26 protein-coding genes are annotated in these 22,756 nt (G+C 66.5%); 21 read left to right on the forward strand and 5 right to left on the reverse strand.

What is annotated here, in order from left to right:
* Window positions 1–18: 18 nt before the first annotated feature.
* The 9 genes from SKP52_RS02830 to gp17 all read left to right on the forward strand — a co-directional run bounded on the left by SKP52_RS02830 (window position 19) and on the right by gp17 (window position 5,894).
* Entirely contained in the window at window positions 19–1,125 is a 1,107-nt protein-coding gene (locus SKP52_RS02830; RefSeq protein ID WP_039571514.1) for a phage portal protein, read from the forward strand.
* 114 nt (window positions 1,126–1,239) lie between these two features.
* Window positions 1,240–1,548: a DUF6127 family protein gene (locus SKP52_RS02835; RefSeq protein ID WP_039571517.1), complete on the forward strand. Its 309-nt coding sequence runs from the start codon at window positions 1,240–1,242 to the stop codon at window positions 1,546–1,548.
* Window positions 1,545–1,934 carry an HK97 family phage prohead protease gene (locus SKP52_RS02840; protein ID WP_039571520.1) on the forward strand — a complete coding sequence of 130 codons (390 nt, stop codon included), beginning with the start codon at window positions 1,545–1,547 and terminating at the stop codon, window positions 1,932–1,934. The genes SKP52_RS02835 and SKP52_RS02840 overlap by 4 nt, the downstream gene beginning before the upstream one ends.
* 5 nt (window positions 1,935–1,939) lie before the next feature.
* Complete coding sequence (locus SKP52_RS02845; RefSeq protein WP_081997180.1) at window positions 1,940–3,079, forward strand: phage major capsid protein; 1,140 nt, start codon at window positions 1,940–1,942, stop codon at window positions 3,077–3,079.
* 97 nt (window positions 3,080–3,176) lie between these two features.
* Complete coding sequence (locus tag SKP52_RS02850; RefSeq protein ID WP_148309017.1) at window positions 3,177–4,514, forward strand: tail fiber domain-containing protein; 1,338 nt, start codon at window positions 3,177–3,179, stop codon at window positions 4,512–4,514.
* Window positions 4,511–4,666, forward strand: a complete 156-nt coding sequence (locus SKP52_RS26455; RefSeq protein ID WP_160292356.1) for a hypothetical protein — start codon at window positions 4,511–4,513, stop codon at window positions 4,664–4,666. Before SKP52_RS02850 ends, SKP52_RS26455 begins: the two co-directional genes overlap by 4 nt.
* Window positions 4,667–4,681: 15 nt before the next feature.
* Window positions 4,682–4,963: a phage fiber-tail adaptor protein gene (locus SKP52_RS02855; protein WP_039571526.1), complete on the forward strand. Its 282-nt coding sequence runs from the start codon at window positions 4,682–4,684 to the stop codon at window positions 4,961–4,963.
* Entirely contained in the window at window positions 4,960–5,505 is a 546-nt protein-coding gene (locus SKP52_RS02860) for a head-tail connector protein (protein WP_081997181.1), read from the forward strand. The genes SKP52_RS02855 and SKP52_RS02860 overlap by 4 nt, the downstream gene beginning before the upstream one ends.
* Complete coding sequence (gene gp17, locus SKP52_RS02865; protein WP_039571529.1) at window positions 5,502–5,894, forward strand: tail completion protein gp17; 393 nt, start codon at window positions 5,502–5,504, stop codon at window positions 5,892–5,894. The genes SKP52_RS02860 and gp17 overlap by 4 nt, the downstream gene beginning before the upstream one ends.
* Window positions 5,895–5,976: 82 nt before the next feature.
* On the opposite strand, the gene SKP52_RS02870 is transcribed toward gp17, so the two are convergent.
* Entirely contained in the window at window positions 5,977–6,312 is a 336-nt protein-coding gene (locus SKP52_RS02870; RefSeq protein ID WP_039571532.1) for a hypothetical protein, read from the reverse strand.
* A 47-nt stretch (window positions 6,313–6,359) separates the two neighbouring features.
* Between SKP52_RS02870 and SKP52_RS02875 the strand changes: the two genes are divergently transcribed.
* From SKP52_RS02875 to SKP52_RS02925, 11 genes are all read left to right on the forward strand, one after another.
* Entirely contained in the window at window positions 6,360–6,767 is a 408-nt protein-coding gene (locus tag SKP52_RS02875; RefSeq protein WP_039571535.1) for a phage major tail protein, TP901-1 family, read from the forward strand.
* Entirely contained in the window at window positions 6,764–7,075 is a 312-nt protein-coding gene (locus tag SKP52_RS02880; protein ID WP_039571538.1) for a gene transfer agent family protein, read from the forward strand. Before SKP52_RS02875 ends, SKP52_RS02880 begins: the two co-directional genes overlap by 4 nt.
* 1 nt (window position 7,076) lies before the next feature.
* The gene (locus SKP52_RS02885; RefSeq protein WP_052207757.1) at window positions 7,077–7,280 is read left to right on the forward strand and encodes a phage tail assembly chaperone; all 204 of its coding nucleotides are present in this window, start codon (window positions 7,077–7,079) and stop codon (window positions 7,278–7,280) included.
* Window positions 7,273–7,860 (forward strand): tail tape measure protein, encoded by a 588-nt coding sequence (locus SKP52_RS02890; RefSeq protein WP_039571541.1) that lies wholly within the window; start codon window positions 7,273–7,275, stop codon window positions 7,858–7,860. The genes SKP52_RS02885 and SKP52_RS02890 overlap by 8 nt, the downstream gene beginning before the upstream one ends.
* A complete protein-coding gene (locus SKP52_RS02895) occupies window positions 7,860–10,184 on the forward strand; it encodes a DUF2460 domain-containing protein (protein WP_039571544.1) in 2,325 nt (774 codons plus the stop codon). The genes SKP52_RS02890 and SKP52_RS02895 overlap by 1 nt, the downstream gene beginning before the upstream one ends.
* A 2-nt stretch (window positions 10,185–10,186) precedes the next feature.
* Complete coding sequence (locus SKP52_RS02900) at window positions 10,187–11,002, forward strand: DUF2163 domain-containing protein (protein WP_039579539.1); 816 nt, start codon at window positions 10,187–10,189, stop codon at window positions 11,000–11,002.
* A complete protein-coding gene (locus tag SKP52_RS02905; protein WP_039571545.1) occupies window positions 10,995–11,417 on the forward strand; it encodes an NlpC/P60 family protein in 423 nt (140 codons plus the stop codon). Before SKP52_RS02900 ends, SKP52_RS02905 begins: the two co-directional genes overlap by 8 nt.
* 71 nt (window positions 11,418–11,488) lie before the next feature.
* Window positions 11,489–13,666: a phage tail protein gene (locus SKP52_RS02910; RefSeq protein ID WP_039571548.1), complete on the forward strand. Its 2,178-nt coding sequence runs from the start codon at window positions 11,489–11,491 to the stop codon at window positions 13,664–13,666.
* A gap of 11 nt (window positions 13,667–13,677) precedes the next feature.
* Window positions 13,678–14,130, forward strand: coding sequence for a DUF2793 domain-containing protein (locus SKP52_RS02915; RefSeq protein ID WP_039571551.1), 453 nt, complete (start codon window positions 13,678–13,680; stop codon window positions 14,128–14,130).
* 128 nt (window positions 14,131–14,258) lie between these two features.
* Entirely contained in the window at window positions 14,259–15,377 is a 1,119-nt protein-coding gene (locus SKP52_RS02920; RefSeq protein ID WP_039571554.1) for an OmpA family protein, read from the forward strand.
* A 236-nt stretch (window positions 15,378–15,613) separates the two neighbouring features.
* On the forward strand, window positions 15,614–16,051 hold the full coding sequence (locus tag SKP52_RS02925) for an ExbD/TolR family protein (RefSeq protein ID WP_081997182.1): 438 nt from the start codon (window positions 15,614–15,616) through the stop codon (window positions 16,049–16,051).
* Window positions 16,052–16,081: 30 nt separating this feature from the next.
* Here SKP52_RS02925 and SKP52_RS02930 read toward each other — a convergent pair whose 3' ends face one another.
* The 3 genes from SKP52_RS02930 to SKP52_RS02940 form a co-directional block, all read right to left on the reverse strand.
* Window positions 16,082–16,618 carry a DUF1993 domain-containing protein gene (locus SKP52_RS02930; RefSeq protein WP_039571562.1) on the reverse strand — a complete coding sequence of 179 codons (537 nt, stop codon included), beginning with the start codon at window positions 16,616–16,618 and terminating at the stop codon, window positions 16,082–16,084.
* Between the two features lie 29 nt (window positions 16,619–16,647).
* Window positions 16,648–18,432 carry an ABC transporter transmembrane domain-containing protein gene (locus SKP52_RS02935; protein ID WP_039571564.1) on the reverse strand — a complete coding sequence of 595 codons (1,785 nt, stop codon included), beginning with the start codon at window positions 18,430–18,432 and terminating at the stop codon, window positions 16,648–16,650.
* 137 nt (window positions 18,433–18,569) lie between these two features.
* Window positions 18,570–18,800, reverse strand: a complete 231-nt coding sequence (locus SKP52_RS02940) for a YjhX family toxin (protein ID WP_267128036.1) — start codon at window positions 18,798–18,800, stop codon at window positions 18,570–18,572.
* 302 nt (window positions 18,801–19,102) lie between these two features.
* Between SKP52_RS02940 and SKP52_RS02945 the strand changes: the two genes are divergently transcribed.
* Window positions 19,103–20,323, forward strand: coding sequence for a polyhydroxyalkanoate depolymerase (locus SKP52_RS02945; RefSeq protein ID WP_039571570.1), 1,221 nt, complete (start codon window positions 19,103–19,105; stop codon window positions 20,321–20,323).
* Between the two features lie 163 nt (window positions 20,324–20,486).
* Here SKP52_RS02945 and SKP52_RS02950 read toward each other — a convergent pair whose 3' ends face one another.
* A complete protein-coding gene (locus SKP52_RS02950) occupies window positions 20,487–22,301 on the reverse strand; it encodes a DUF885 domain-containing protein (protein WP_039571572.1) in 1,815 nt (604 codons plus the stop codon).
* Window positions 22,302–22,756 lie beyond the last annotated feature (455 nt).

Consider the following 22,756-nt stretch of genomic DNA (forward strand, 5'->3'; position numbering starts at 1 on the left):
ACGACATAGGAGATCATCATGAACTGGTTTGGCCGTAAGGCCGCGCAGCATTCTGCGCGGCCCGCTTTGTCGCGTGTGTATGGCAGCTGGAGCGCGCCCGCGCCTTTGAGCTGGGAGGCGCAGGTGCGCGAGGGGTATCTGGGCAATGCGATCGTGCAGCGGGCGGTGCGGCTGGTGGCCGAAGCGGCGGGGAGCGCGCCTTTGGTGGCGAGCGATCCGGCGCTTGGCGCGCTGGTGTCGGCAACGTCGGGTGGGCAGGGTCTCGTTGAGACGCTCGCGTCGCAGTTGCTGCTGCACGGCAATGGTTATGTGCAGATTTTGACCGATGGCGCGGGGGCGCCGGCGGAGCTGTTTGCGCTGCGGCCCGAGCGGGTGACGGTCGAGGCCGACGCGCGCGGATGGCCGGTGGCTTATCGGTACAAGGCCGGCGGTAGCGCGGCGGTGCTGCCCGCCGAGGATGGCGCGGGGCGTGTTGCGGTGGTGCATGTGAAGGCGCTGCATCCGCTCGACGACCATTATGGGGCGGGGTGTTTGGGCGCAGCATCTGGCGCGATCGCGGCGCATAATGCTGCGGCGAAGTGGAACGCCGCGCTGCTGGAGAATGCGGCGCGGCCTTCGGGCGCGCTGGTGCATGACCCGGGCGACAAGGGCATGCCGCTGTCGGCCGAGCAGGTCGACCGGCTGCGTGACGAATTGGCGGAGAGTTTTGCGGGCGGGGCGAATGCGGGGCGGCCTTTGCTGCTCGAGGGCGGTCTGAAATGGCAGGCGTTGTCGCTGTCGCCCGCCGAGATGGATTTCCTGGCATTGAAGGATTCGAGCGCGCGCGAGATTGGACAAGCGTTCGGGGTGCCGCCGATGCTGCTCGGGCTGCCGGGCGACGCGACCTATGCCAATTATCGCGAGGCCAATCGCGCGCTGTGGCGGCTGACGGTGTTGCCGCTGTGCGCGAAGATTTTGGGGGCGGTGGCGCAGGGTTTGTCTGGGTGGTTCGACGGTGCGGAGCTGCGCGTCGACCTGGATAAGGTGCCGGCGCTGGCCGAGGACCGGATGGCATTGTGGCGCGAGGTTTCGGGGGCGGACTGGCTGAGCGCGGATGAGAAGAAGGCGCTGTTGGGGCTTAGCTAGCCTGCGTCGTCACCCCGGACTCGATCCGGGGTCCATGACTTCGGCGTCGATGTGAATCCCGGACTCCGGATCACGTCCGGGGTGACGAGTCCGGGATGACGAAAGGAAATGGGCATGGACGAAGATGAAGCGCTGGCGCGGCTGATCGCGCTGGCGGGGACGAGTGCGCCTGATGCGGCTTTGCTGCGCGCGGTGGTCGAGGAGGCGAGCGAGCTGGGGGCGCGGCGGGCGCTGGCGCGGCTGGGCCTCGCCGACGAGGCGGCGCGCGACGATATGAGCGATTTGCGGCAACTGCTCGGCGCGTGGCGCGATGCGAAGAAGAGCGTGTGGGCGGCGGTCATCGACTGGGCGGTACGCGGGATGCTGGCGCTGCTGGTCGTCGGGCTGACGATGAAGCTCGGGTTTGCGGGACTGCTCAAATGAGCGTGCGGTTCGCGGGCTATGCATCGGTGTTCGACCGGGTGGATCGCGGGGGCGATGTCGTCCGCAGCGGGGCCTTTGCGGCGAGTTTGCAGGCGGGGCAGGCGGTGCCCCTGCTTTGGCAGCATCGGCCGGGGGCGGCGATCGGGGTGATCGAGACATTGGCGGAAGATGCGCGGGGGCTGCGCGTGGTGGCGCGGGTGACGCATCCGGCGGCGGCCGCGCTTGTTGCGAGGGGCGCACTGACGGGGCTGAGCTTTGGATATCGGGTGCGGGCGGCGCGCGGGGAGAACCCGCGCGAGCTGACGGCGCTCGACCTCGCCGAGGTGAGTTTGGTGGCGGCGCCGATGCAACCGGCGGCGCGGGTAATTCAGGTGGTGAAGGAGTGACAAGCATGGACGATATGGAAGTGAAAGCCGATGCGCTCGATGGGGCGTTCGATGCGGTGCTGGCGGCGGAGGCGGTCGATGAGTTGAAGGCGTCGGTCGCGGCGCTGAGGGCACAGGTCGAGCGCCAAGCGGTGGCGGCGTCGCGATTGCCGCTCGACGGGGCGAAGGCGGCCGACCCGGCGCGCGACGCCTTTGTCGAACGCTATCTGCGGCGCGGGATCGATGCGGGCGTCGAGATGAAGAGCCTGTCGGGGGCATCGGGCGGCGAGGGCGGCTTTGCGGTGCCGCGCGAAATCGACGGGAGCATTGCCGCGACGCTGAAGACGCTGTCGCCGATCCGCGGCATCGCGACGGTCGTGCAGACGGGGACGAGCGGCTATCGCAAGCTGGTCGCGACGGGATCGATGGGGACGGGCTGGGTCGGCGAGACCGCAGCACGGCCCGAGACCGCGACGCGCAGCTTTGCCGAGATCGTGCCGCCGACGGGCGAGCTTTACGCCAATCCGGCGGCGAGCCAGGCGATGCTCGACGATGCGATGTTCAACGTCGAGGACTGGCTGGCCGAACAGCTCGGCCGCGAGTTCGCGGTCGCCGAGGGCAGCGCGTTCGTGAACGGCAATGGTACGAACCGGCCGAAGGGCTTTCTGACCTATACCGCGACGAACGAGATCGACAGCGTGCGCGCGTTCGGGTCGCTGCAATATCTGGCGACGGGGACCGCGGGCGCCTTTCCGGCGTCCAACCCGCAGGATAAGCTGATCGAGCTCGTCCATTCGCTGAAGGCACCCTATCGGCAGGGCGCGAGCTGGGTGATGAATTCGGATACGCTGAGCCGCATCCGCAAGTTCAAGACCAGCGACGGCGCGTTCATCTGGCAGCCGGGAATGGTCGAGGGGCAGGCGGCGACCTTGCTCGGCTATCCGGTGGTCGAGGCAGAGGATATGCCCGATGTGGCTGCGAACAGCCTGTCGATCGCGTTCGGCAATTTCCGCGCCGGTTACCTGATCGCCGACCGCGGCGAGACGCGCATCCTGCGCGATCCGTTCAGCAACAAGCCCTTTGTGCATTTCTATGCAACCAAAAGGGTCGGCGGTGCGATCATCGATTCGCAGGCCATCAAGCTGATGAAATTCGCCGCCAGCTAAGCGACTGGTGCGCGATGGGCGCTCGGCCACGCTCTCCCTTTCGGGCGGGCCGGGCGCCAATTTTCTTGTCATCGATATTGGAAAGGATGGCCTTGCCATGCCGACTCCCTTTTTCGCCGATCTGGTGCGCGAGCTGTGCCAGGAGGGCGGGACTGGCCCGCTGACGCCCACGGGCGCGGTGCCCGGTCATCGCCGTTTTGCGGGCACCGTGCCGCCGGACACGCCCTTTCACTATGCCGTCGCGGGGATCGCGCATACGGCGCAATGGGAAGTCGGGCTGGGCCGGATCGACGCGTCCGGCCGACTGGTGCGCGACAGCGTCGCGGCCTCGTCGAACGGCGGCGCGCCGGTCGATTTCGCAGCGGGGCTGAAGACGATCGCGCTGACCGTCGCGGCGGACTGGTTCGCGGCGCGCGACGCTGACATCGCGGCGCTTGCCGCCGAGATCGAGGCGAAACAGCCGCTTTCGACGACCCATGGCGACGCAGGGACGGGCGCCAACGGCGACAGGGTGACGGTTCGTCGCGGCGCCGGCTGGGTCAATATCCCGCTGTCGACGCTCGGCTTTCGCAACAGCGATGGTTTTCATGCGCTTGACGGGCCATTGGGGGCGCCGGGCGGAAGCGCCGCGGCCCCGGCGATCAGCTTTGCAGCGGATCGCGACACGGGCCTTTTTAGCGCGGCGAACGACGGCATCGGCTTCGCAACCGGCGGCGCGGAGCGGCTCCGCCTGACATCGACCGGCGTCGCCATTGGAGTCGCGACGCCCGACGAAAAATTGCACGTGGCAGGGTCGGCCAAATTCAATGGTCCGGAGTTTCCGCGCATCATCTTTCTGCGCGACGGAATCGCCGCGTGGACGATCGGCGGATCGGGCACGCCGGGCGACAATAGTTTCAACCTCCGCCTCAATGGCTTGCCTCCATTTCTGGCGATCGGGACGGACGGGGCGCTACGGCCGGGGAGCGACAACAGCTTTGCCATTGGCGATGCCAGCCATCGCTGGTCCGTCGTTTTCTCCGCGACCGGCGCGATCAACACGTCGGATGCCCGCGAAAAGAGCTGGCGCGGTGACCCCACTGCGGCCGAAATGGCGGCGGCGAGGCGGATCGTGGGCGAACTCGGTTTCTTTCAGTGGAACGACGCGGTGGTTGCCAAGGGCAGCGAAGGCGCGCGTCTGCACTTTGGCGTTCGCGCGCAGGCGGTGTGGGCAATCATGGCAGAAGAGGGCCTGATCGCGCCCGCCACGGCCGGTCAGTCGCCCGACTGCCGCTATGCCTTTTTATGCCACGACGCCTGGCCCGAAGAACGTGACGGCGACGATCAGGTGGTGCGCCCGGCGGGCTATCGGTTCGGTATCCGGCCCGACCAGCTGACGCTGTTCCTGCTCGCGGCGCAGGAGGCGCGGCTGGCGGAGCTGGAGGCGGCGGCATGATCGACGGATCGGCGCTCGCGGCGCGGGCGATCGGGGATGCCGCGCGGCGCGACATTGCGAGCGAATGGGCGGGCCCCGAGCCTGCCGCCGCGCAGACGCCGTTGCCCGTGCCGCGCGAAACCCGTCGCCATATGACTGTACGCAACCCCTGAAGAAAAGGAACAGCGATGACGATGATGGTGAAGGATCCCGGCACACGCATCGATTTCGAGATCGACTGGGCGGCCGCTTATCCGGACGGGCAGGCGATCGTCGCGAGCGCGTGGGCGGTGGTCCCGGACGAGGAAGGCGGTCTGTCGATTGCGGGGTCGGCACATGATTTGACGCAGGCGACGGTGACGCTGGCGACTGGGGTTGCGGGTCATGTCTATCGCGTGACCAATCGCGTGACGATGAGCGATGGGCAGATCGACGAACGGTCGGTCGCCGTGCGGGTGGAGGAAAGATGATGGCGACGAGCGCGGTGCCGGGCGAGATGCCGGTTAACCTGAATGAGGCGCGGAGTTGGCTGCGGATGGGCGCGACCACCGACGATGCTGTCGTTGCGCAGCTCGTGCGCGCCGCGACGAACATCTGCGAAGCCTTTATCGGGCAGTGGCTGATCGTGCGCGCGGGGGAAGAGGTGGTGCCGCTGGCGGGCAAGGTGGTCGTGCTGCGCGTGCGTCCGGTCGTCGGAGTGGACGGCGTGGCTTTGCTGTCGCCGCAGGGCGAGACGGTGTTGCCGGACGATCGATACGGTGCGGTCATCGGGCGCGACGGCACGGCGCGGATCACGATCCACGAACCGGGCGATGCGGCGCGCGTGCGCATCGCCTATCGCGCGGGAATAGCCGAGGATGCGAACGGCGTTCCCGAAGCGATCCGGCAGGGCATCATACGCATGACGCAGCATCTGCACGGCGCCCGCGATGGTGAAGGCGCCCCGCCGCCGGCCGTGATTGCGGCGTTGTGGCAGCCGTGGCGGCGGGTGACGTTGGGGAGCGGACGATGAGCGGCGCCGAGGGCGCGCTGCGCGCGCGGGCGCTCGAACTGCTCGCGCGCGACGATGCGCTGGCCGGGATCGTGCATGGGATATTCGATGGCACGCCGCCGCGCGCCAGCGCCCCTTATGTTTCGGTCGGCGCGGCGGAGGGTGTTGATTGGGGAACCAAGGACCGGCCGGGGCGCGAGGTTCGCCTGACGCTGACCCTGGTCGGTGTTGGAAGCGTGGCCGACGATCGGGCTGCGGCGCGCGTCGAAGCTGTCGTGGCGGCGCTGCGCGGGCCGGCGGGCGCCTGGTCGGTGGTCGGAGCGCGGACGATGCGGACGCGGTTCACCTTCGTGCGCGACGGTGGTTGGCGGCATGAAGTGGTGGTGCGGTGCCGGTGTCTGGCGGTTTGACAAGCCTCGACGTCGCCGCCCCTCCGTCACCTCTGCGGGCTGCCACCTCCCCATCGCTGCGCGACAGGGAGGATAGGATTTCTCACTCGCCCGGCATCGAATTGTTCGATTTATAATCTTTGAACTTGTCGGTGAAATTGGCGTGGTAATCCTCGACCTGCATGTCGGCGTCTTCGGACGCGACCTTTTCGGAATCGCCGCCCGAACGGCCGAGGGCGATTACCGCAGCGCGAAAGGCCGCGCGTTCGGTCGAACAGTTCGCCTTGAGCGCCATTTCATATTCGGCCTCTTCCACCTTGGCCTCGAGCGCCTTTTTCATGTCGTCGCGCAGACATTTGGTGAAGGCCGCGCGCGTCGTGTCGACCGCCGCCGAAGGCGATTGCGCCATGGCGACCAAAAGCAATGTGGTGATCAGCATCCTGCGACTCCCCGTTAGCAGTGTTTTTTCCCCGAGGAGATTAGACGATGGCAATTGAAAATGGGAGCGATTTTCTGCTCAAGATCGGCGACGGCGAAGCCCCGCCCACCTATCGCACGGTGGCGGGTCTGCGCACGACGCAGATGTCGATGAACGGCGAGGCGGTGAACGTCACGACCAAGGATTCGGGCGGGTGGCGCGAGCTTTTGTCGGGGGCCGGGGTGCGGTCGGTTTCGGTGAGCGCGGCGGGTATCTTTACCGGATCGGACGCCGAAATTCGGCTGCGCAGTCACGCGCTGGCGGGAACCATCGACGATTATGAATTGAGCTTTGAAAGTGGCGAGCGGATGCGCGGACGCTTCCTGGTCACGCGGCTCGACTATGCCGGCGATTATAATGGCGAGCGCAATTACACGCTGAACCTGGAATCGAGCGGCGTGGTGGTGAGCCTGTGAGCGGCGCCAACCTTTTGCGCGGCGAGGCTGAACTGTGCATTGGCGAGCGGGTGTTCGTGCTGCGGCCAAGCTTTGCGGCGCTGGTCGCGGCCGAGGCCGAGCTGGGGCCGCTGCTCGCGCTGGTCGAGCGCGCGGCCGATGCACAGCTGGCGCTGGGCGAGCTGGTCTCGCTGTTCTGGCATTGCGTGAAGGAGCGGCCTGATGCGCTGACGCGTGAGGCGGTCGGCGAGGCGGTTGTCGAGCAGGGGTTGGCGGCGGTGACGCCCGCGCTGCGCGTGCTGCTGGGACAGATATTGCAAGGGCGGTGAGGTGGCGGACGGTCGGCTGGGGTCTGCGGCGGTCACGCTCGCGGGGGTGATGGCGCGCGTCGCCGGATGGCGGCCCGAGGAGTTTTGGGCCGCAACGCCGGCCGACGTCCGCGCGGTTCTGGCGGGCTGGACCGAGCCGGAGGCTGAGGCGCCGTTCGACGGTGCGGCACTGGCGGCGATGATGGAGAGGTTTCCCGATGGGTGACGAGGTCGATGAAATGATGGTTACGGTGCGCGCCGACACCGGGGCGTTCCGGCGCGATATCGCCGCGCTGCGTGCCGAACTTGGCGGGCCGCTGGTCGCCGAGGCCGATCAGGCGGGGCGCGCGATCGAGCGGGCGCTGTCGCGCGCGATCGTCAGCGGCAAGCTGGGGTTCGAGGATCTGAAGCGGCTCGCGCTGTCGGTGATGGCGGATATTGCGCGCGCGGCGATTTCGAACGGGATCGGGGCGGCGATGGGCGGCGGCGGTTCGGGCGGCGGTAGCGGGAGCGGCAACTTGCTGTCGCTTGGCACCTCGATTGCGATGGCGCTGTTCGGGGCGCCGGGGCGGGCAACCGGCGGGCCGGTGAGCGCGGGGCGCGCCTATCGCGTCGGCGAGCGCGGGCCCGAGCTGTTCGTGCCGACCGCGAGCGGACGGGTCGAGGCGGCGGGCGGCGGCGTGCGTAATATCGCGATCACGGTGAATGTGCGCGGCGAGGTGGGGAATGAGCCGCAGCGGCTGGCGCAAACGGGGCGGCAGCTGGCGCGCGCGGTGCGGCGTGCGGTTGCGGCGGGAGACGAGTGATGGGTTGGGCGTTGGTGGCCGAGGCCGAGCCGCATCATCGCCGGGGCTGGCTCAAGCGGTTCGATCCGCGCTTCTGGACGGTCGATTTCGCCCGGCCGATGATGGCGAGCGTGACGAGCGATACGCCGGGGGCGCTGCGTGTCGAGACGGTCTTTTACCGCAAGCAGGATCTGGCGGGGCTGATCTGGGAGGCCGCGGATCGGTGGGACCATCCTTTGCTCGCCTATGAGACAAAGCGCGATTTCCGGCATACGCAGCTGAAATTTCGGTGGCGGTCTGGCGGGGTGAAGCCGCTCGACGCGCTGCACGGGCCGACCTTGACGATCGAGGGGCGCGATGCGGCGGGGGCTCCGCGCGCCTGGTATGTGCGATTGTGGAACTATGCCGAAGGGACAAGTGAAAATGCCGTCGTCAGCCTCGATTTCGATGCGTTGACCGGTGGCTTCCTGTTGCCGGCCGAGGCTGATCCCGTGTGGGCGGGGGACATTGACCGGATGTTCATTTCGCTGGTGCCGCCGACCTACGATGGCGGCGACGGGGTGCTGGGAGCGCCGGCCGCGGGCTGGGCCGAAATGAGCGACATCGCGGCTTCGGGGTCGGGTTCCGTGCTGGCGATCGGCGATGTGGTTATGCCCGAACATGCACTGGGTATCGCGAGCGGCTATGACGACAGCTATCACCTGACTCCGGCACGGCTGGTGCGGCAGATGGTGCAGCTCGGCTATCGCGGCGATGTCGTCCATTATGTGGGGATGAGCCATTATATGCGCCTCGAGGCGGCGGGCGGCGGCTTTTACGCGAGCCTGACGGGCGGGGTGCTCAATGCGCCGTGCGCGTCGTGGCATGCGGGGTTTGCGGCGGCGTGCCGCGACGCGGGGCTGGGGGTGATCTGGTCGCTCTCCTATGAGCTGTTCGATGCCTATTGCTGGGACGACTGGAAGCAGCGGGCGAGCGATGGTTCGCCCGCGCTGACCGGATGGGAGCCGCCGTCGACCCTGCTGTCGCCGGCGAATGCGGTTGCGATGGGATATTTGCAACTGGTGGCGCGGGCGTTTGTCGCGATCGGGGCGATGGCAGGACTGCCGCTGAAATTCCAGGTCGGCGAGCCCTGGTGGTGGATCGCGAGCGGCGGGCGGATCTGCGCTTATGATGCGGCGACAACCGCCGCGCTGGGATCGGCGAGCGTGGCGATTGCCGATGTGCGTGGGCCGCTGGCGCCGCCACAATTGGCGATGCTCGATGCGTTGGGGGTCTTGCTGGCGACATCGACAGCAGCTCTGGTTGCTGCGGCGCGCGACGAGGCGGGCGCGGCGGGCCTGATGAGCCATTTGCTCGTCTATCTGCCGACGGTGCTCGACCCGGCGGCACCGGCGGCGCGGCGCGCCAATGTGCCGCTCGGGTGGGCGGCGCCGGCGTTCGATGTGCTGCAACTCGAAGATTATGACTGGGTGACCGGCGGGCGCGGGGCGGAGACGGCTGGCGCGCGGGCGGCGATGATACTGCGGCTCGGCTATCCGATCGACGAGCAGCATTATTTTTCGGGGTTCGTGCTGTTGCCCGAGCAGCGTGCCGCATGGGCGGAGATTGCCGATGCCGCCGATGATGCGCGGCGCGCAGGGGTGGCGCGGGCCTTCGTCTGGGCGATGCCTCAGGTGGCGCGCGACGGCTTTGTGACATTCGATGGGGAGGATGAGGTGCAGGCTTTCGATGCGGTGGATTTTCCGCTGGCGATCGGACGCGAGGCGATGGTCGCGACCGAATTTTCGACGCAGATCGTGAGCGCGCCGTCGGGGCACGAGCAGCGCGCGAGTGAGTGGGCGGAAGCGCGTATGCGCTTTGATGCAGGGCCGGGGGTCCGGTCGGAAGCCGATGTGCGGGCGCTGACCGATTTCTTTCGCGCACGGCGAGGGGCGGCGCGTGCATTCCGTTTTCGCGACCCGTTCGATGGCAGTTCGGCGGCCGATAACGCGCTGCCAACGGCAACCGACCAAATGCTCGGCACCGGCGACGGGGTGCGGCGGCAGTTTGCATTGGTCAAACGTTATGGAAACGGCGACGCGGAGCAGATGCGCAGCATTCGCCTGCCGGTCGCGACCAGCGTGCGCGTGTCGGTCGACGGGATCGAGACGGCGGCGTTCCTTGTGACGGGCGAGGGCGAGATATTGCTCGACGTCGCGCCCGCTCCAGGGGCGGCGGTGCGCGCGGGCTTTCTGTTCGACGTGCCGGTGCGCTTTGCCGACGATCGGCTGGAGGTGAGCCGCGCGACCTTCCTGGCGGGCGAGATGGCGAGCGTGCCGCTGGTCGAGGTGAGGGCGCCGTGGTGACGATGACGGCGGCGCCGGGCTGGCTGCGCGAAGAGCTGGTGACGCTGGCGTGGTGCTGGCGGCTGGCGCGGCGTGACGGGGTGGTCGTCGGGCTGACCTCGCACGACCGTGACCTGATGGTCGGCGGGATATTGTACCGCGCGGCGCCGGGGATGAAGCCGTCGGCGCTGGAGACGAGCGATAGCCTGGATATCGCGACGATGGACCTGGAGGGCGCGGTTACCAGCGATGCGATCGCGGCGCGCGACCTTGACGCGGGGCGCTGGGATGGGGCGGAGCTGGAGCTGTTCGTCACCGACTGGAGCGCGCCCGGCGTTGCGCCGGTCACGGTGGCGCGCGGATCGCTGGGAGCGATCGAGCGGCGCGGGCCGGCCTTTGCGGTGGAGTTGCAGGGCGTGACGCGGCTGCTCGACCGGCCCGTATGTCCCGCAACCTCGCCGTCGTGCCGCGCGGTGCTGGGCGACCGGGCGTGCCGGGTCGATCTGGCACCGCTGTCGCATGTGCGGCGGGTCGTCGCGGTCGAGGGACGCACAGTGACGCTCGATGCCGCCGCGCCGGGGATGGCGTTCGGCGAACTCATGTGGATCGAGAGTGGCAATTGCGGACTGGCCAGCCCGGTTATCGCGGTCGAAGCGGCGGTGCTGCATCTGGCCGAAGCGCCGGCGTTCGCAGTCGCGGGACCGGTGCGCGTGCGGCTGATCGAAGGGTGCGACAAGCAGCTTGCGACGTGCCGCGGCCGCTTTGCGAATGCCGTCAATTTTCGCGGCGAGGCGCATTTGCCCGGCAATGACCTGCTGACGCGCTATCCCGGTGGGTGAGATTGGAGCGCGCGCCTTTGCGGCGGCGCGGGCGATGGTCGGGGTGGCGTTCCGGCCGCAGGGGCGTGACCCGGTGACCGGGCTCGATTGCGTCGGGCTGGTGTGGGCGGCTTATGCGGCGGCGGGTTGCCGGCTGGTGCGGCCGGTCGGTTACCCGCTGCGTGGCTGGTCGCGCGAGCGGATTGAAGCGGCGCTGACGGCAGCGGGGTTCGTGGCGGCCGTTGGTAGCGCGCACGCGGGCGATGTCGCACTGATCGCCTATCCGGCGGGGCAGTTTCACCTGGTGATCTTGGGGAGCGCTAGCTTTGTTCATGCGCATGCTGGGTTACGGCGCGTGGTCGAGACGCCGCTCGATCGTCCCATCTGCGGCTTGGCGTGGTGGCGGCTGGAGCAATGCCCACCCCGCTGTAACTAGGCAGCAAGCTGCCAAGTCTCGCTGCCCCTCCTGCAAGCGGGAGGAGGAAATTCTCGTGTTAGGAGCGCATCATGGCGACTTTGGTGCTGACGGTGGTCGGCGGGATTGTCGGGGGCCCGATCGGTGCCGCGTTCGGGGCCGCAGTCGGCCAGCAGATCGACGCGGAGATATTCAAACCGAAGGGGCGCGAGGGACCGCGGCTGGCCGATCTGAAGATTCAGGCTTCGACCTATGGCCAGCAAATGCCGCAGCTGTTCGGGACAATGCGCGTCGCAGGCAGTGTGATCTGGGCGACCGACCTGATCGAACGGCGCAATAAACGCGGCGGGGGCAAGGGGCGGCCGTCGACGACCGAATATAGCTATGCCGTGTCGCTGGCGATCGCACTGTCCTCGCGGCCTATCAGTGGAATCGGGCGGATATGGGCCGACGGCAATCTGCTGCGCGGGTCGAGCGGGACGTTCCAGGAACGCTGCATCTTTCGCTGGCATGACGGCAGCGAGGATCAGGCGGTCGATCCGCTGATCGCGTCGGCGCTGGGCATCGCGTCGGCCAGCGCGTTTCGCGGATGCGCCTATGCGGTGTTCGAAGAGCTGGAACTCGGCGCATTCGGCAACCGGATTCCGTCGCTGACCTTTGAAGTCGAGGCCGATCCAGCGGCAATCGATATCGGAATAGTCGGCAATAGTTTGTTGGAGGAAACCGCCCGCTGCGACGGCGAATGGCCCATTGCGGGTTATGCGGCGTCGGGCGATCGGATGCGCGATGCACTCGCGCCGCTGTTCGAGGCGGACGGCATGCGGCTGCATAGCGGGCCGGTCGGATGGCGGATGGCGCCGGCGAGCCTGACTGGGGCGCCGCTGGCGCTGGCCGATTTTCGCGAGGCGGGGCGGGGCGGGGCGCCGGGCGACCGGATCGAGCAACGCCGCGCGCCGTTGTCGTCGCTGCCGGGATCGATCCGGCTGCGGCATTATGAGCCCGAACGCGACTATCAGCTGGGCCAGCAGGCGAGCCAGGTCGCGGGGGGCGGCGTGCGCGAAGAGCGGATCGACTTGCCCGCGGTGTTGCCGGCGACCTCCGCGCGCGCGCTGGCACAGCGGCTTGCCGCCGCCGCGGCCGATGGACGCGAAACCCTGGTCTGGCGTGCCGATCTTGCGGCGCTGGCACTGACGGTCGGGCATGTCGTGGCATTGGATGATGGAAGCCGCTGGCGGCTGGCGGCGCGGACGGTTCGTGGGAGCGACATCTTGCTGGAGTTGAGGCGCCACGAGCCGCTGCCCGCCGCCGAGCTTTCGGCCGAACCGGGCGTTCCGGTCGGCGCCCCCGATTGGCCCGACGCCGTCGGGACGGTTCGCCTGTTCGACCTTCCCAACATCGGAAGTCCGGCGGCATCGGCGCCGCGGTTAGTGATTGCCGGTGCCGGCAGCAACGGCGGCTGGCGCGGCGCAGATTGCTGGTTCGTCGCGTCACCCGGTGCCGAGCCGATCCCGGTCGGCACTGTGCGTCCGGCTGCGGCACTGGGCGCGCTAACCGAGCCGCTCGGGGCCGGGAGCGATTGCCTGTTCGATCTTGCGAACATTATCGTGGTCCAGCTGGTCAATCCGGCGATGACATTGGAATCGGTCGGCGATGCCGCGCTGCTGGGCGGCGCCAACCAGGCGATGGTGGGCGGCGAGCTTCTACAGTTCGGCGTCGCCGATATCGTCGGACCCGGGCGCTGGCGCCTGACGCGATTGCTGCGCGGGCGGGCCGGGACCGAGAGCGAAATGACCCATTTGGCCGGGGCGCCGTTCGTTCTGCTCGATGATCCGGCACTGTTGATGCTGCCCGAGACCCCAAGCGCATTGGCGGAGGGCGGCGCGGCGACCCTCGGATGGGCACCGCGGGGCGGAACGACGCTGACCGAGATTGAGGTGCCGGCGGCCGGCCGGGCGCTGCGCCCACTCGCTCCGGTGCACGGGAAAGTCCGCGCTGATGGAGCCGGCGGCGTGACGATCGACTGGGTCCGACGCAGCCGCGTCGACACGGGGTGGCGCGACCATGTCGATCAGCCGCTTGGTGAAGCAAACGAGGGGTGGCGCATCGCATTGGTGCCACCCGTTCCGGGGATCGGGCCGTGGGCAAGCGTGTCTCCGACTTTGAATATCGGTGCCGCTGACCTCGCGATGCTGCCGCCCGGTTGCACGATCGAGATTCGGCAGGTGGGGGATTTTGCCCTGTCGCCGCCCCTGTCCTTACGATTGATATAAAAGGAAGAGCCATGACTGACATGCCGACCACGCCACGCTTCGCGTTACCGTTACTTGGCGTAGCGCAGGCGCAGAAAGAGGTGACGCATAACGAAGCTTTGACGCTGATCGACGCATTGGTCCATGCGGCCGTCGAAGCCGGGCCGCTTGCCGCCCCGCCCCCGGGGCCCGTCGACGGGCAATGCTGGATCGTGGGCGCGGCCCCGACGGGAGCCTGGGCGGGACAGGAAAATGCGATCGCGATCCGGACCGGGGGCGGCTGGCGATTTGCGCCGCCGCGTGAGGGGATGCGGGCGACGCGCCTGACCGACGGTGTGCGGCTTCGCTTCGACGGCGGCGCGTGGGCCATGCCGGGGGCGATCACGGAGCCTTCTGGCGGGTCGACAATCGATTCCGAAGCGCGTAGTGTTCTATCGACACTGATCCTTCACCTCGCCGCGCAGGGTCTTCTGATATCAGCCTGAATTTCCGGTCATTGGTCTGGCAAGTGCGACTTTTTGGCAACAGATTGACGATTTGTTCGCTTGCACGGAACCAAAGCGGCGAGTAGGACGTCCTCGAGACGTATATCTCAATTGAAAGGGGAATTATTATGAGGAAGCTTGCCGTCGCTCTGGCGTTGGCCTCCACCACCCTTGCGTCGCCTGTTCTGGCGCGTGACAACTCTTGGTATGTTGGTGTGGGTGCAGGCGCAATGCTCGTCGAGGACTTGGATCTCGACATCGGCACGTTCAATAATGCCGGTACGCTTGATCATCGCGCTGGCTACGACGCTGAAGGTACCGTCGGGTATGACTTCGGCGGTTTCCGTGCGGAAGTCGAAGTCGGTTATCGTGAAGCCGACATCAAGTCGGGCCGTTTCACGACTCCGGGTATCCCGCAGTCGGCTGCCGGCACTGGCGCGCCCTTCACGGGCTCTGCTGATCTGGCCGGCGATACGAATGCGCTGAGCTTCATGGTCAACGGCATGCTCGATTTCGGTGACGACGACGGCCTTCAGGGCTTTGTCGGCGGTGGTGCCGGTATCGCTCGCGTTTCGGTCGAACCCGTCTTCGCCGGTAACTTCCTGGACGATTCGGACACGGGCTTTGCCTGGCAGGCTATTGCGGGCGTTCGCGCTCCGCTGAGCGACAACATCGATGTTGGCCTGAAGTATCGCTTCTTCAACGCCGACAATATCGACCTGGTCGACCAAGTCGGTCGCGACGTTTCGACGCGCTTCCGTTCGCACTCGATCCTGGGTACGCTGACGTTCAACTTCGGTGGTGCTCCGGCGCCGGAACCGGTGGCTCCGCCGCCGCCCCCGCCCCCGCCGCCGCCTCCCCCGCCGCCTCCGCCGCCGCCGCCGGTCGTGGAATGCGCACCCGGACCGTATATCGTGTACTTCGACTGGGATCAGTCGAACATCACGCCGGAAGCGGCTTCGACGCTCGACAACGCGATCAGCGCCTATAACCGTGGTTGCACGGGTACGCAGGTCATGCTCGCCGGTCACGCTGACCGTTCGGGTTCGGCCAAGTACAACGTCGGCCTGTCGGAACGTCGTAACACTGCGGTTCGCAGCTATCTTACCGCTCGCGGTATCTCGGATGGCTCGATCAGCGCGCAGGGCTTTGGCGAAAGCCGCCCGGCCGTTGCAACCGCCGATGGCGTCCGCAACGACCAGAACCGTCGCGTGGAAATCACTTACGGCCCGAACTCGGGCATGTAAGACCGGTTTCCGCTCCCGACAGGGACTGGAAGATAAAGAGGGGCGGCACCGCAAGGTGCCGCCCTTTCTTTATGTCCGCTTTGCGCCGCGATCTTTGTTCTATGGCGAATCCAAGATATTTCTTGCTCGTGTAGTATTATGATATACCATCACGTCGAGGGCGCAGGATTGTCTTGGCCCTAGATTGGGGTATGTGCCCATCAATCGCGGGCGTACTCCCGAGCGGGAGAGAGACGATGCGCAGACGCCGCAGCATGTTCCATCGCAGCATTTTTCGTGCCGATCCCAATGGCGATCCCGACATCAACACGACGCCGCTGATCGACGTGATGCTGGTGATGCTGGTGATGTTTATCATCACGATCCCGCCGCCGACGCACAGTGTCGACGTCACGCTGCCTGGCACGCCTCCGGACGCGACGGTGCTCGACGAAAATCGCGTGACGATCGATACCTTCGACGTGATTCGCTGGAACAACAAGGCGGTTGACCTGACCCAGCTGGGCATGCTCGTCAAACAGGCGGCCGAGCGGCCCGACCCTGCGGCGATCCTGCTCGAACCCGACGCGCGGGCGCGATATTTGCGTGTCGATGAAGTGATCGGCGCGATCCGGCGCAACGGGGGGTCGAGCCTCGGCTTTCCCGGAATCCAGACCTATGCGGGACTGATCTGATCGTTAACGGCTCCCATCGCCCGTCGCCCGTCACGCGGTGGGCGCGGTTCCGGGCCGGAGATGGCGCATCATATAGCTGACATAATCGGCCTTGCCGAGCGGGACGCCCATATGGCGCAGCACGGCGTAGGCAGCGACCCGGTGGAAATAGAATTGCGGCTGCGCCCAGTCGCGCAGATAGTCGAGCGCCGTCATATCGAAGGTCATGCCGTTGGGCAGTGTGAAGCTGACCGGCCGGCCCCAATCGCCGCCGAGCGCGGCGGGATCGACGGTGTCGAGAAACACCAGCGCGTCGGCAATCTGGTCCTGCATACCGGCAAAATCGACCGCGTCTTCGGCGAACTCCGGGACATCGCCGACGCCGAGCCGGGCCAGCGGCTGAAGTGCTTGCGTGCAGGTGAAGCGGATCTGCGAGGCGAGGGGAAACATATCGGGCGCGAGGCGGGCGACCGCAAACTGCAATTCCCCGACGCCATTGTCCGCACCCCATGCAAGCGCGCGCGACAGTTCGCCCGACAAGGCCCTCAGGCCATTCTGATAGGCCGGCACGGTCAGGTCATAGAGCATTGTCAAATCCTTCGGTTCGCCAGATGGCGTCAGGCGGCGGCGAGATTGTCCTGGAACTGGAGTCGCGCGAGGCGCGCATAAAGACCGTCGGCGGCGACGAGGGCGTCGTGCTTGCCCTCTTCGACGATACGGCCGTCGTCCATCACGATGATGCGGTCGGCGGCGCGCACGGTCGCAAGGCGGTGCGCGATGACGATCGTGGTGCGGTCGTGCATCAGCGTTTCGAGCGCGTCCTGGACGAGCTTTTCAGACTCGGCATCGAGCGCCGAGGTCGCTTCGTCGAGCAGCAGGAGCGGGGCGCGGCGGAGCAGCGCGCGCGCGATCGCGACGCGCTGACGCTGGCCGCCCGAAAGGCGCGCCCCGCCTTCGCCCATGAAGGTGTCGAGACCGTCCGGCAGCTTGCGGAGGAACTCCTCGGCATTGGCTGCACGCGCGGCGTCCCACAGATCCTCGTCGCTCGCCGCCCAATTACCGTAGCGGAGGTTGTCGCGCGCCGAGGCGGCGAAAATCACCGTTTCCTGCGGCACCATCGCGATACGCGCGCGGATGTCGGCGGGGTCGGCTTCGGTGAGCGGGACGCCGTCGAGCAATATCCGGCCGCCCTGTGGGTCGTAGAAACGCTCGGCGAGCTGGAAGAGCGTCGATTTGCCCGCGCCCGAGGGGCCGACGATCGCGACCGTTTCGCGCGGGTTGATCGCAAGCGAGAAATTATGGAGTGCCGGGGCGTCGGGGCGGGTAGGATAATGGAATTCGACGTTCGCGAATTCGAGCGTGCCGACGGGCGGTTCGGGGAAGGGGCGCGGCTTTGCGGGCGGCGCGATGCTCGCTTCGGCGTTGAGCAACTCGCTGAGGCGCTCAGCGGCGCCCGCGGCGCGGAGGAGGTCGCCATAGACTTCGGTGAGCGCGCCGAACGCGCCCGCGACGAGCCCGCCGGTGAGCACGAAGGCGGCGATCGTGCCACCGGTGATCGTGCCCGCGGCAACGCCCGCCGCGCCATACCAGAGCAAAGTCGTGATCGCGCCGAAAAGCAGGCCGATGACGATTGCCGTCATCATCGCACGCAGGCGGATGCGGCGCTTGGCGGTCGCGAAATTGGCCTCGACGGCGGTCGTGAAACGGTCGGCCTCACGCGCTTCCTGTCCGAAGGCCTGAACGATCTTCATCGCGCCGAGTTGTTCGGCGGTGGTGGCGCCGATGTCGGCGACGCGATCCTGGCTCGACCGCGAGACATTCTGGAGCTTTCGGCCGAGCAGGACGATCGGCATGATGATCACCGGGATACCGAGCAGGATCCCGCCGGTGAGTTTGGGCGACAAAGTGAAGAGATAGGCGATGCCGCCGATCCCCATCACGGTGTTGCGGAGCGCGACCGAGACGGTGGTGCCGACGGTCTGTTCGATGATCGAGGTGTCCGACGTCATGCGCGACGCGATTTCCGATGGGCGATTTTCCTCGAAAAAGCCGGGTGCGAGGCGCAGCAGGTTGCGCTGGACCGCCTGGCGGATGTCGGCGACGGTGCGCTCGCCGAGCCAGCTCACGAAATAAAAGCGCAGCGCGGTGGCGATCGCGAGCAGCAGTACGATGACATAGAAGAAGCGGAAATGCGGAGCGACGTCGCCGCCGCCGGCGACGAAGCCGCTGTCGATCATTTCCTTGAATTGATAGGGGATGGCGAGCGTCGCAAGCGCGGCGATGCCGAGCGCGACCGCGGCGATCAGCAATTGCAGCGGATAGCGACTGGCATAGTGCCAGATCATGCGCAGGCTGCCGAGCTTGCGGCGGGGCGTATCGGATTTGTCGGATGTGGTCGCCATGGACGATGGCCCTAGCAGCCCCGCCCATGCCGCTCAACGCCGCAGAATGACCCACGGCTTCAAGCACTTTGAAGCACGGCGACAGGATCGCGCCGAAAAGGGAGCGCGGTGGCTGACACCGCACTCCCGATCTCACCTCACCGATTATCGAGTTGCGCACGCACCGCGCGAAGGCCTGCCTGCGTGATGCGGTACGGCGCGCCGTTCTGCGAGCCGATGAAACCGCGCCGTCGCAGCCGGTTGAACAGGGAGAGGCCTGTGTTCGCGAGGACGAAGCCATCGCGGGTGAAGCACAATGCTTCGACGATATGGCCGTTTTGGCCGCGCCGATGGCGGATCATGCCGCCTTGCGCCAGCACATGGAGCATGCGCTGCTCCGCTTTCGAAATATTCATGGGATATGTCCGGGATTTAAAGCAACAAAGGCGCGCCGACCCGCTTGTCGCCACGCTGCGCACATCCCGATTACGCCGGGATGTTAGCGGTTGCCCGCAATCTCAGACATATTCGCTCCATCGGCGCACCCTGCGCCGTGGATGCAGAATATGGACAAAATTTGCACGCCGCAATGATTTTGATGCATTGCACAATGAGACTGAGCCCCTAGACTGCTAACCAATGCGCAGGCGCCGAAGAGCGCCGCCGGGGTCACGCAAGGAACGATTTATATATGCTTTATCATGCCTTTGACATGCAGAAGAACTGGCTCGCGGGCGCGAGTGCGCTCGCGACGGCGGGCGCACAGGTGATGCAGCATCCGGCGAATCCGCTCGGCTATTTCAGCGGCAGTCCGATGTTCGCCTCCGCGCTCGAAGTTTTCGCGCATGCCTCGGCACCGCGCGGCAAGCCGGGGTTCGAGCTGTACGAGACCGAAGTCGACGGCGAGACGGTGCGCGTGACCGAAGCGATCGAGGCACGCAAGCCGTTCGGTCAGCTCAAGCATTTCAAGCATAAGGGCACGAAAGACGCGCCCAAGCTGCTGATCGTCGCGCCGATGTCGGGCCATTATGCGACCTTGCTGCGCGGCACGGTCGAGCGGATGCTGCCCGGCCATGATGTGTGGATCACCGACTGGCGCGACGCGCGCAACGTGCCGCTGGAAGCCGGCAAGTTCGACCTTGATGATTATGTCGATTATCTGATTTCGTGGCTCGAACATATCGGCCCGGGCGCGCATGTGCTGGCGGTGTGCCAGCCCTCGGTGCCTAGCCTCGCCGCCGCGGCGATCATGGCGGCGAACAAGAATAAGTGCCGGCCGAAGACGCTGACGATGATGGGCGGCCCGATCGATACGCGCAAGGCGCCGACGGCGGTGAACGAGCATGCGATGACGCGGCCGCACGCCTGGTTCCAGGAAAATGTCATCGCGACCGTCCCCGCCTATTATCCGGGCGCCGGGCGCCGCGTCTATCCGGGCTTCCTCCAGCTTGCCGGCTTCATGTCGATGAACCTTGGCAATCACATGATGAGCCATTGGGAGATGTTCAAACATCTGGTCGACGGCGACGGCGAGGGGGCCGACAAGACCAAGGAATTCTACGACGAATATCGCGCCGTGTGCGACATGACGTCCGAATTCTACCTGCAGACCGTTGACGTCGTGTTCCAGCGCCACCTGTTGCCAAAGGGCGAGATGACGCATCGCGGCCAGCCGGTCGACGTCGGCGTGATCGAGGATATCGCGATCCTCGCGATCGAGGGCGAGCGCGACGATATTTCGGGGATCGGTCAGACCAAGGCCGCGCTGACAATCGCCAAGTCGCTGCCCGCCGAGAAGAAGAAATATCTGATGGCCAAGGGCGTCGGCCACTACGGCATTTTCAACGGCCGCAAATGGCGCGACGAGATCGCGCCGGTGGTGGAGAAGTGGATCCGCGCGCACGGCGGCTGACGACCGGGAGCTGAGGTCCCGCTTCCAATATCTCGTCATTCCCGCGAAAGCGGGAACCCAGGGCTAGGCCAGCCGACGATCGCTCTGGGTCCCCGCTTTCGCGGGGATGACGAAAATGGGAATGACAGTTCACCGCCCCAAAGCGGACGTCGGCGTCGCCGCATCACTTCTTCTTCGCCGCGATATAGCGCGTCACCTGCTCCTCGAGGATGTCGAGCGGCAGTGCACCTTCGCTCAGCACCGCTTCGTGGAAATCGCGAATGTCGAAGCGGGGGCCGAGTTCGCTTTCGGCCCGTTTGCGCAGCTCGGCGATCTTGAGCTGGCCGACCATGTAGCTGGTCGCCTGCCCCGGCCAATTGAAATAGCGGTCGACCTCGCGCGCGATGTCGGTGTCCGACACCGAGCTGTTCGCCTTGAAATAGGCGATTGCCTGTTCGCGCGTCCAGCGCTTCGAATGGATGCCGGTGTCGAGCACGAGGCGGATCGCGCGCCACACCTGGAGCGAGAGCATGCCGAAACGGTCATAGGGGGTCTTGTAGACGCCCATTTCGTTCGCCAGCCGTTCCGAATAAAGGCCCCAGCCCTCCATATAGGCGCCATAGCCGCCGAATTTGCGGAACTTGGGAATGCCCGTCAGTTCCTGCTGGCGCGCGATCTGGAAATGGTGGCCCGGCGCGCCTTCGTGCGCGGCGATGCCCGCGACTTGCACCTTCTGCGTCTGGTTCATGTCGACGAGGTTGACGTAATAGATGCCGGGGCGCGTGCCGTCGGCCGAGGGCGGATTGTAGAAAGCGGTCGATGCCGTCCCTTCGCGCCATTTTTCGACCGCGCGCACTTCGAGCGGCGCCTTGGGCAGTACCCGGAAATAGCGCGGCGCGGCAGTCATCACCGATGCGATCACCGCGCGCGCGTCGGCGAGATAGGTTTCGCGGCCCGCCTCGGTGTTTGGATATTTGAACTGCGGGTCCGTGCGGATGTGGTCAAAGAATTGTTCGAGCGTTCCGGTGAACCCGACCTCGCGCTTGATCGCCTCCATCTCCTCGCGGATTGCCGCGACCTGCGCGAGGCCGAGGGCGTGGATCTGGTCCGCGGTGAGGCTGGTGGTGGTCGAGCTTTTCAGCCGGTCGGCGTAATAGGCGGCGCCGTCGGGCAGGTTCCACGCGCCGAAATTGCCCTTCGACTGGGGCTCGATTTCGTCGATCGCCGCGATCAGCGTGGTGTAGCCATGCTTGAACGGCCCGGTCAGCGCGGAACTCGCGTCGGCGATCAGCTTTGCCTTCGTCGCGGCCGGGGCATCGAGCGCCTCAACCTTCTTGCGGAAGTCGGCCAGCAGCGTCGAATCGGCGCCGCCGTCGAAGGGCGCACCCGTAATGACTTTCAGCGCGTCGGCGCGCGCGGGAGCGAAATTGACCTTGTTGGGGATGATCCCCGCCGCGGCCTGTTCGCGCATCGTCGCCGCGACTTCGCGCATCACGCGGTCGGTATCGCGCAGGCGGGCGATATAGGCCTCTGCATCGGCGACGTTGTCGACCTTGTGGTTGTTGATGAGCAGCACCGGGATCGCGCCGGCGGGGCTGCCGTTGGTCGAGACGGGGAAGCGGAGGTTGCGGAAGCGGAGCGATTCGCGGCCGCGTTCGACTTCATATTCGAACAGACGGTAGCTGACGCGCGCGCTCTCGCCGAGCTGGTCGGGCTTGAAGCGCGCATGCATGTCCTTGAGCTGGCGTTCGGCGAGTTCCTGATCGCGGACCGTCGCAGCGTCGGTGTAATCGTCGAGCTTGGCGTAGTTGGTCTTGAGGCCGAGCTGCGTTTGCGATTCGGGGCTGAGGGCGAGCCTCTCGTCAAACGCCTGATCGAGGAACTGGAGCAGAGCCTGATCCTGCGCCCCGGCTTGCGGCGCCGCCTGTGCGAAGGCGGGGGCAGTCATCGGCGCGAAGGGCAGGACGGGGAGCAGCATAAGGGCAACGGCAAGGCGCATCACATTCTCCTATTCGAATGAGGGGCTTGTTGCGCAGCGACGGGTCGGGCGCAATATTATTCCAGCGCCTGCTTGTCGTTGTGTGACGCGGATGGCGGCTTTGGGGTGGGAAGCGGACGTTCCCTCTTCTTCGTCATCCCGGACTTGATCCGGGATCCATGACTTCAGCGCCGCAGCGGATCCCGGATCAAGTCCGGGATGACGATGATGCAAATATCCTCCCTGTGGCGAAGCCATGGGGAGGTGGCAGCGCGGAGCGCTGACGGAGGGGCAATGGCGCTGCCGTTGCCGCCCCTCCACCAACGCCTGCGGCGTCGGTCCCCCTCCCCATGGCTTCGCCACAGGGAGGATCTTATGTCCGCTAACGGTCGTTTCCGGTCATTTCGTCCGCATCGGAGCCGAATGACGGCATGGGGGTGGTGAGCGGACGTCCCCAACATTCGTCATTCCCGCGA

It is taken from the genome of Sphingopyxis fribergensis (assembly GCF_000803645.1).
Classification (GTDB): domain Bacteria; phylum Pseudomonadota; class Alphaproteobacteria; order Sphingomonadales; family Sphingomonadaceae; genus Sphingopyxis; species Sphingopyxis fribergensis.

Bases quoted from the DNA above. Each gene is read 5' to 3' on its own strand.
- SKP52_RS02830 (WP_039571514.1), top strand. From the start codon at position 19: ATGAACTGGTTTGGCCGTAAGGCCGCGCAGCATTCTGCGCGGCCCGCT.
- SKP52_RS02835 (WP_039571517.1), top strand. From the start codon at position 1,240: ATGGACGAAGATGAAGCGCTGGCGCGGCTGATCGCGCTGGCGGGGACG.
- SKP52_RS02840 (WP_039571520.1), top strand. From the start codon at position 1,545: ATGAGCGTGCGGTTCGCGGGCTATGCATCGGTGTTCGACCGGGTGGAT.
- SKP52_RS02845 (WP_081997180.1), top strand. From the start codon at position 1,940: ATGGACGATATGGAAGTGAAAGCCGATGCGCTCGATGGGGCGTTCGAT.
- SKP52_RS02850 (WP_148309017.1), top strand. From the start codon at position 3,177: ATGCCGACTCCCTTTTTCGCCGATCTGGTGCGCGAGCTGTGCCAGGAG.
- SKP52_RS26455 (WP_160292356.1), top strand. From the start codon at position 4,511: ATGATCGACGGATCGGCGCTCGCGGCGCGGGCGATCGGGGATGCCGCG.
- SKP52_RS02855 (WP_039571526.1), top strand. From the start codon at position 4,682: ATGACGATGATGGTGAAGGATCCCGGCACACGCATCGATTTCGAGATC.
- SKP52_RS02860 (WP_081997181.1), top strand. From the start codon at position 4,960: ATGATGGCGACGAGCGCGGTGCCGGGCGAGATGCCGGTTAACCTGAAT.
- gp17 (WP_039571529.1), top strand. From the start codon at position 5,502: ATGAGCGGCGCCGAGGGCGCGCTGCGCGCGCGGGCGCTCGAACTGCTC.
- SKP52_RS02870 (WP_039571532.1), bottom strand. From the start codon at position 6,312: ATGCTGATCACCACATTGCTTTTGGTCGCCATGGCGCAATCGCCTTCG.
- SKP52_RS02875 (WP_039571535.1), top strand. From the start codon at position 6,360: ATGGCAATTGAAAATGGGAGCGATTTTCTGCTCAAGATCGGCGACGGC.
- SKP52_RS02890 (WP_039571541.1), top strand. From the start codon at position 7,273: ATGGGTGACGAGGTCGATGAAATGATGGTTACGGTGCGCGCCGACACC.
- SKP52_RS02895 (WP_039571544.1), top strand. From the start codon at position 7,860: ATGGGTTGGGCGTTGGTGGCCGAGGCCGAGCCGCATCATCGCCGGGGC.
- SKP52_RS02900 (WP_039579539.1), top strand. From the start codon at position 10,187: ATGACGGCGGCGCCGGGCTGGCTGCGCGAAGAGCTGGTGACGCTGGCG.
- SKP52_RS02910 (WP_039571548.1), top strand. From the start codon at position 11,489: ATGGCGACTTTGGTGCTGACGGTGGTCGGCGGGATTGTCGGGGGCCCG.
- SKP52_RS02915 (WP_039571551.1), top strand. From the start codon at position 13,678: ATGACTGACATGCCGACCACGCCACGCTTCGCGTTACCGTTACTTGGC.
- SKP52_RS02920 (WP_039571554.1), top strand. From the start codon at position 14,259: ATGAGGAAGCTTGCCGTCGCTCTGGCGTTGGCCTCCACCACCCTTGCG.
- SKP52_RS02925 (WP_081997182.1), top strand. From the start codon at position 15,614: ATGCGCAGACGCCGCAGCATGTTCCATCGCAGCATTTTTCGTGCCGAT.
- SKP52_RS02930 (WP_039571562.1), bottom strand. From the start codon at position 16,618: ATGCTCTATGACCTGACCGTGCCGGCCTATCAGAATGGCCTGAGGGCC.
- SKP52_RS02935 (WP_039571564.1), bottom strand. From the start codon at position 18,432: ATGGCGACCACATCCGACAAATCCGATACGCCCCGCCGCAAGCTCGGC.
- SKP52_RS02940 (WP_267128036.1), bottom strand. From the start codon at position 18,800: ATGCTCCATGTGCTGGCGCAAGGCGGCATGATCCGCCATCGGCGCGGC.
- SKP52_RS02945 (WP_039571570.1), top strand. From the start codon at position 19,103: ATGCTTTATCATGCCTTTGACATGCAGAAGAACTGGCTCGCGGGCGCG.
- SKP52_RS02950 (WP_039571572.1), bottom strand. From the start codon at position 22,301: ATGCGCCTTGCCGTTGCCCTTATGCTGCTCCCCGTCCTGCCCTTCGCG.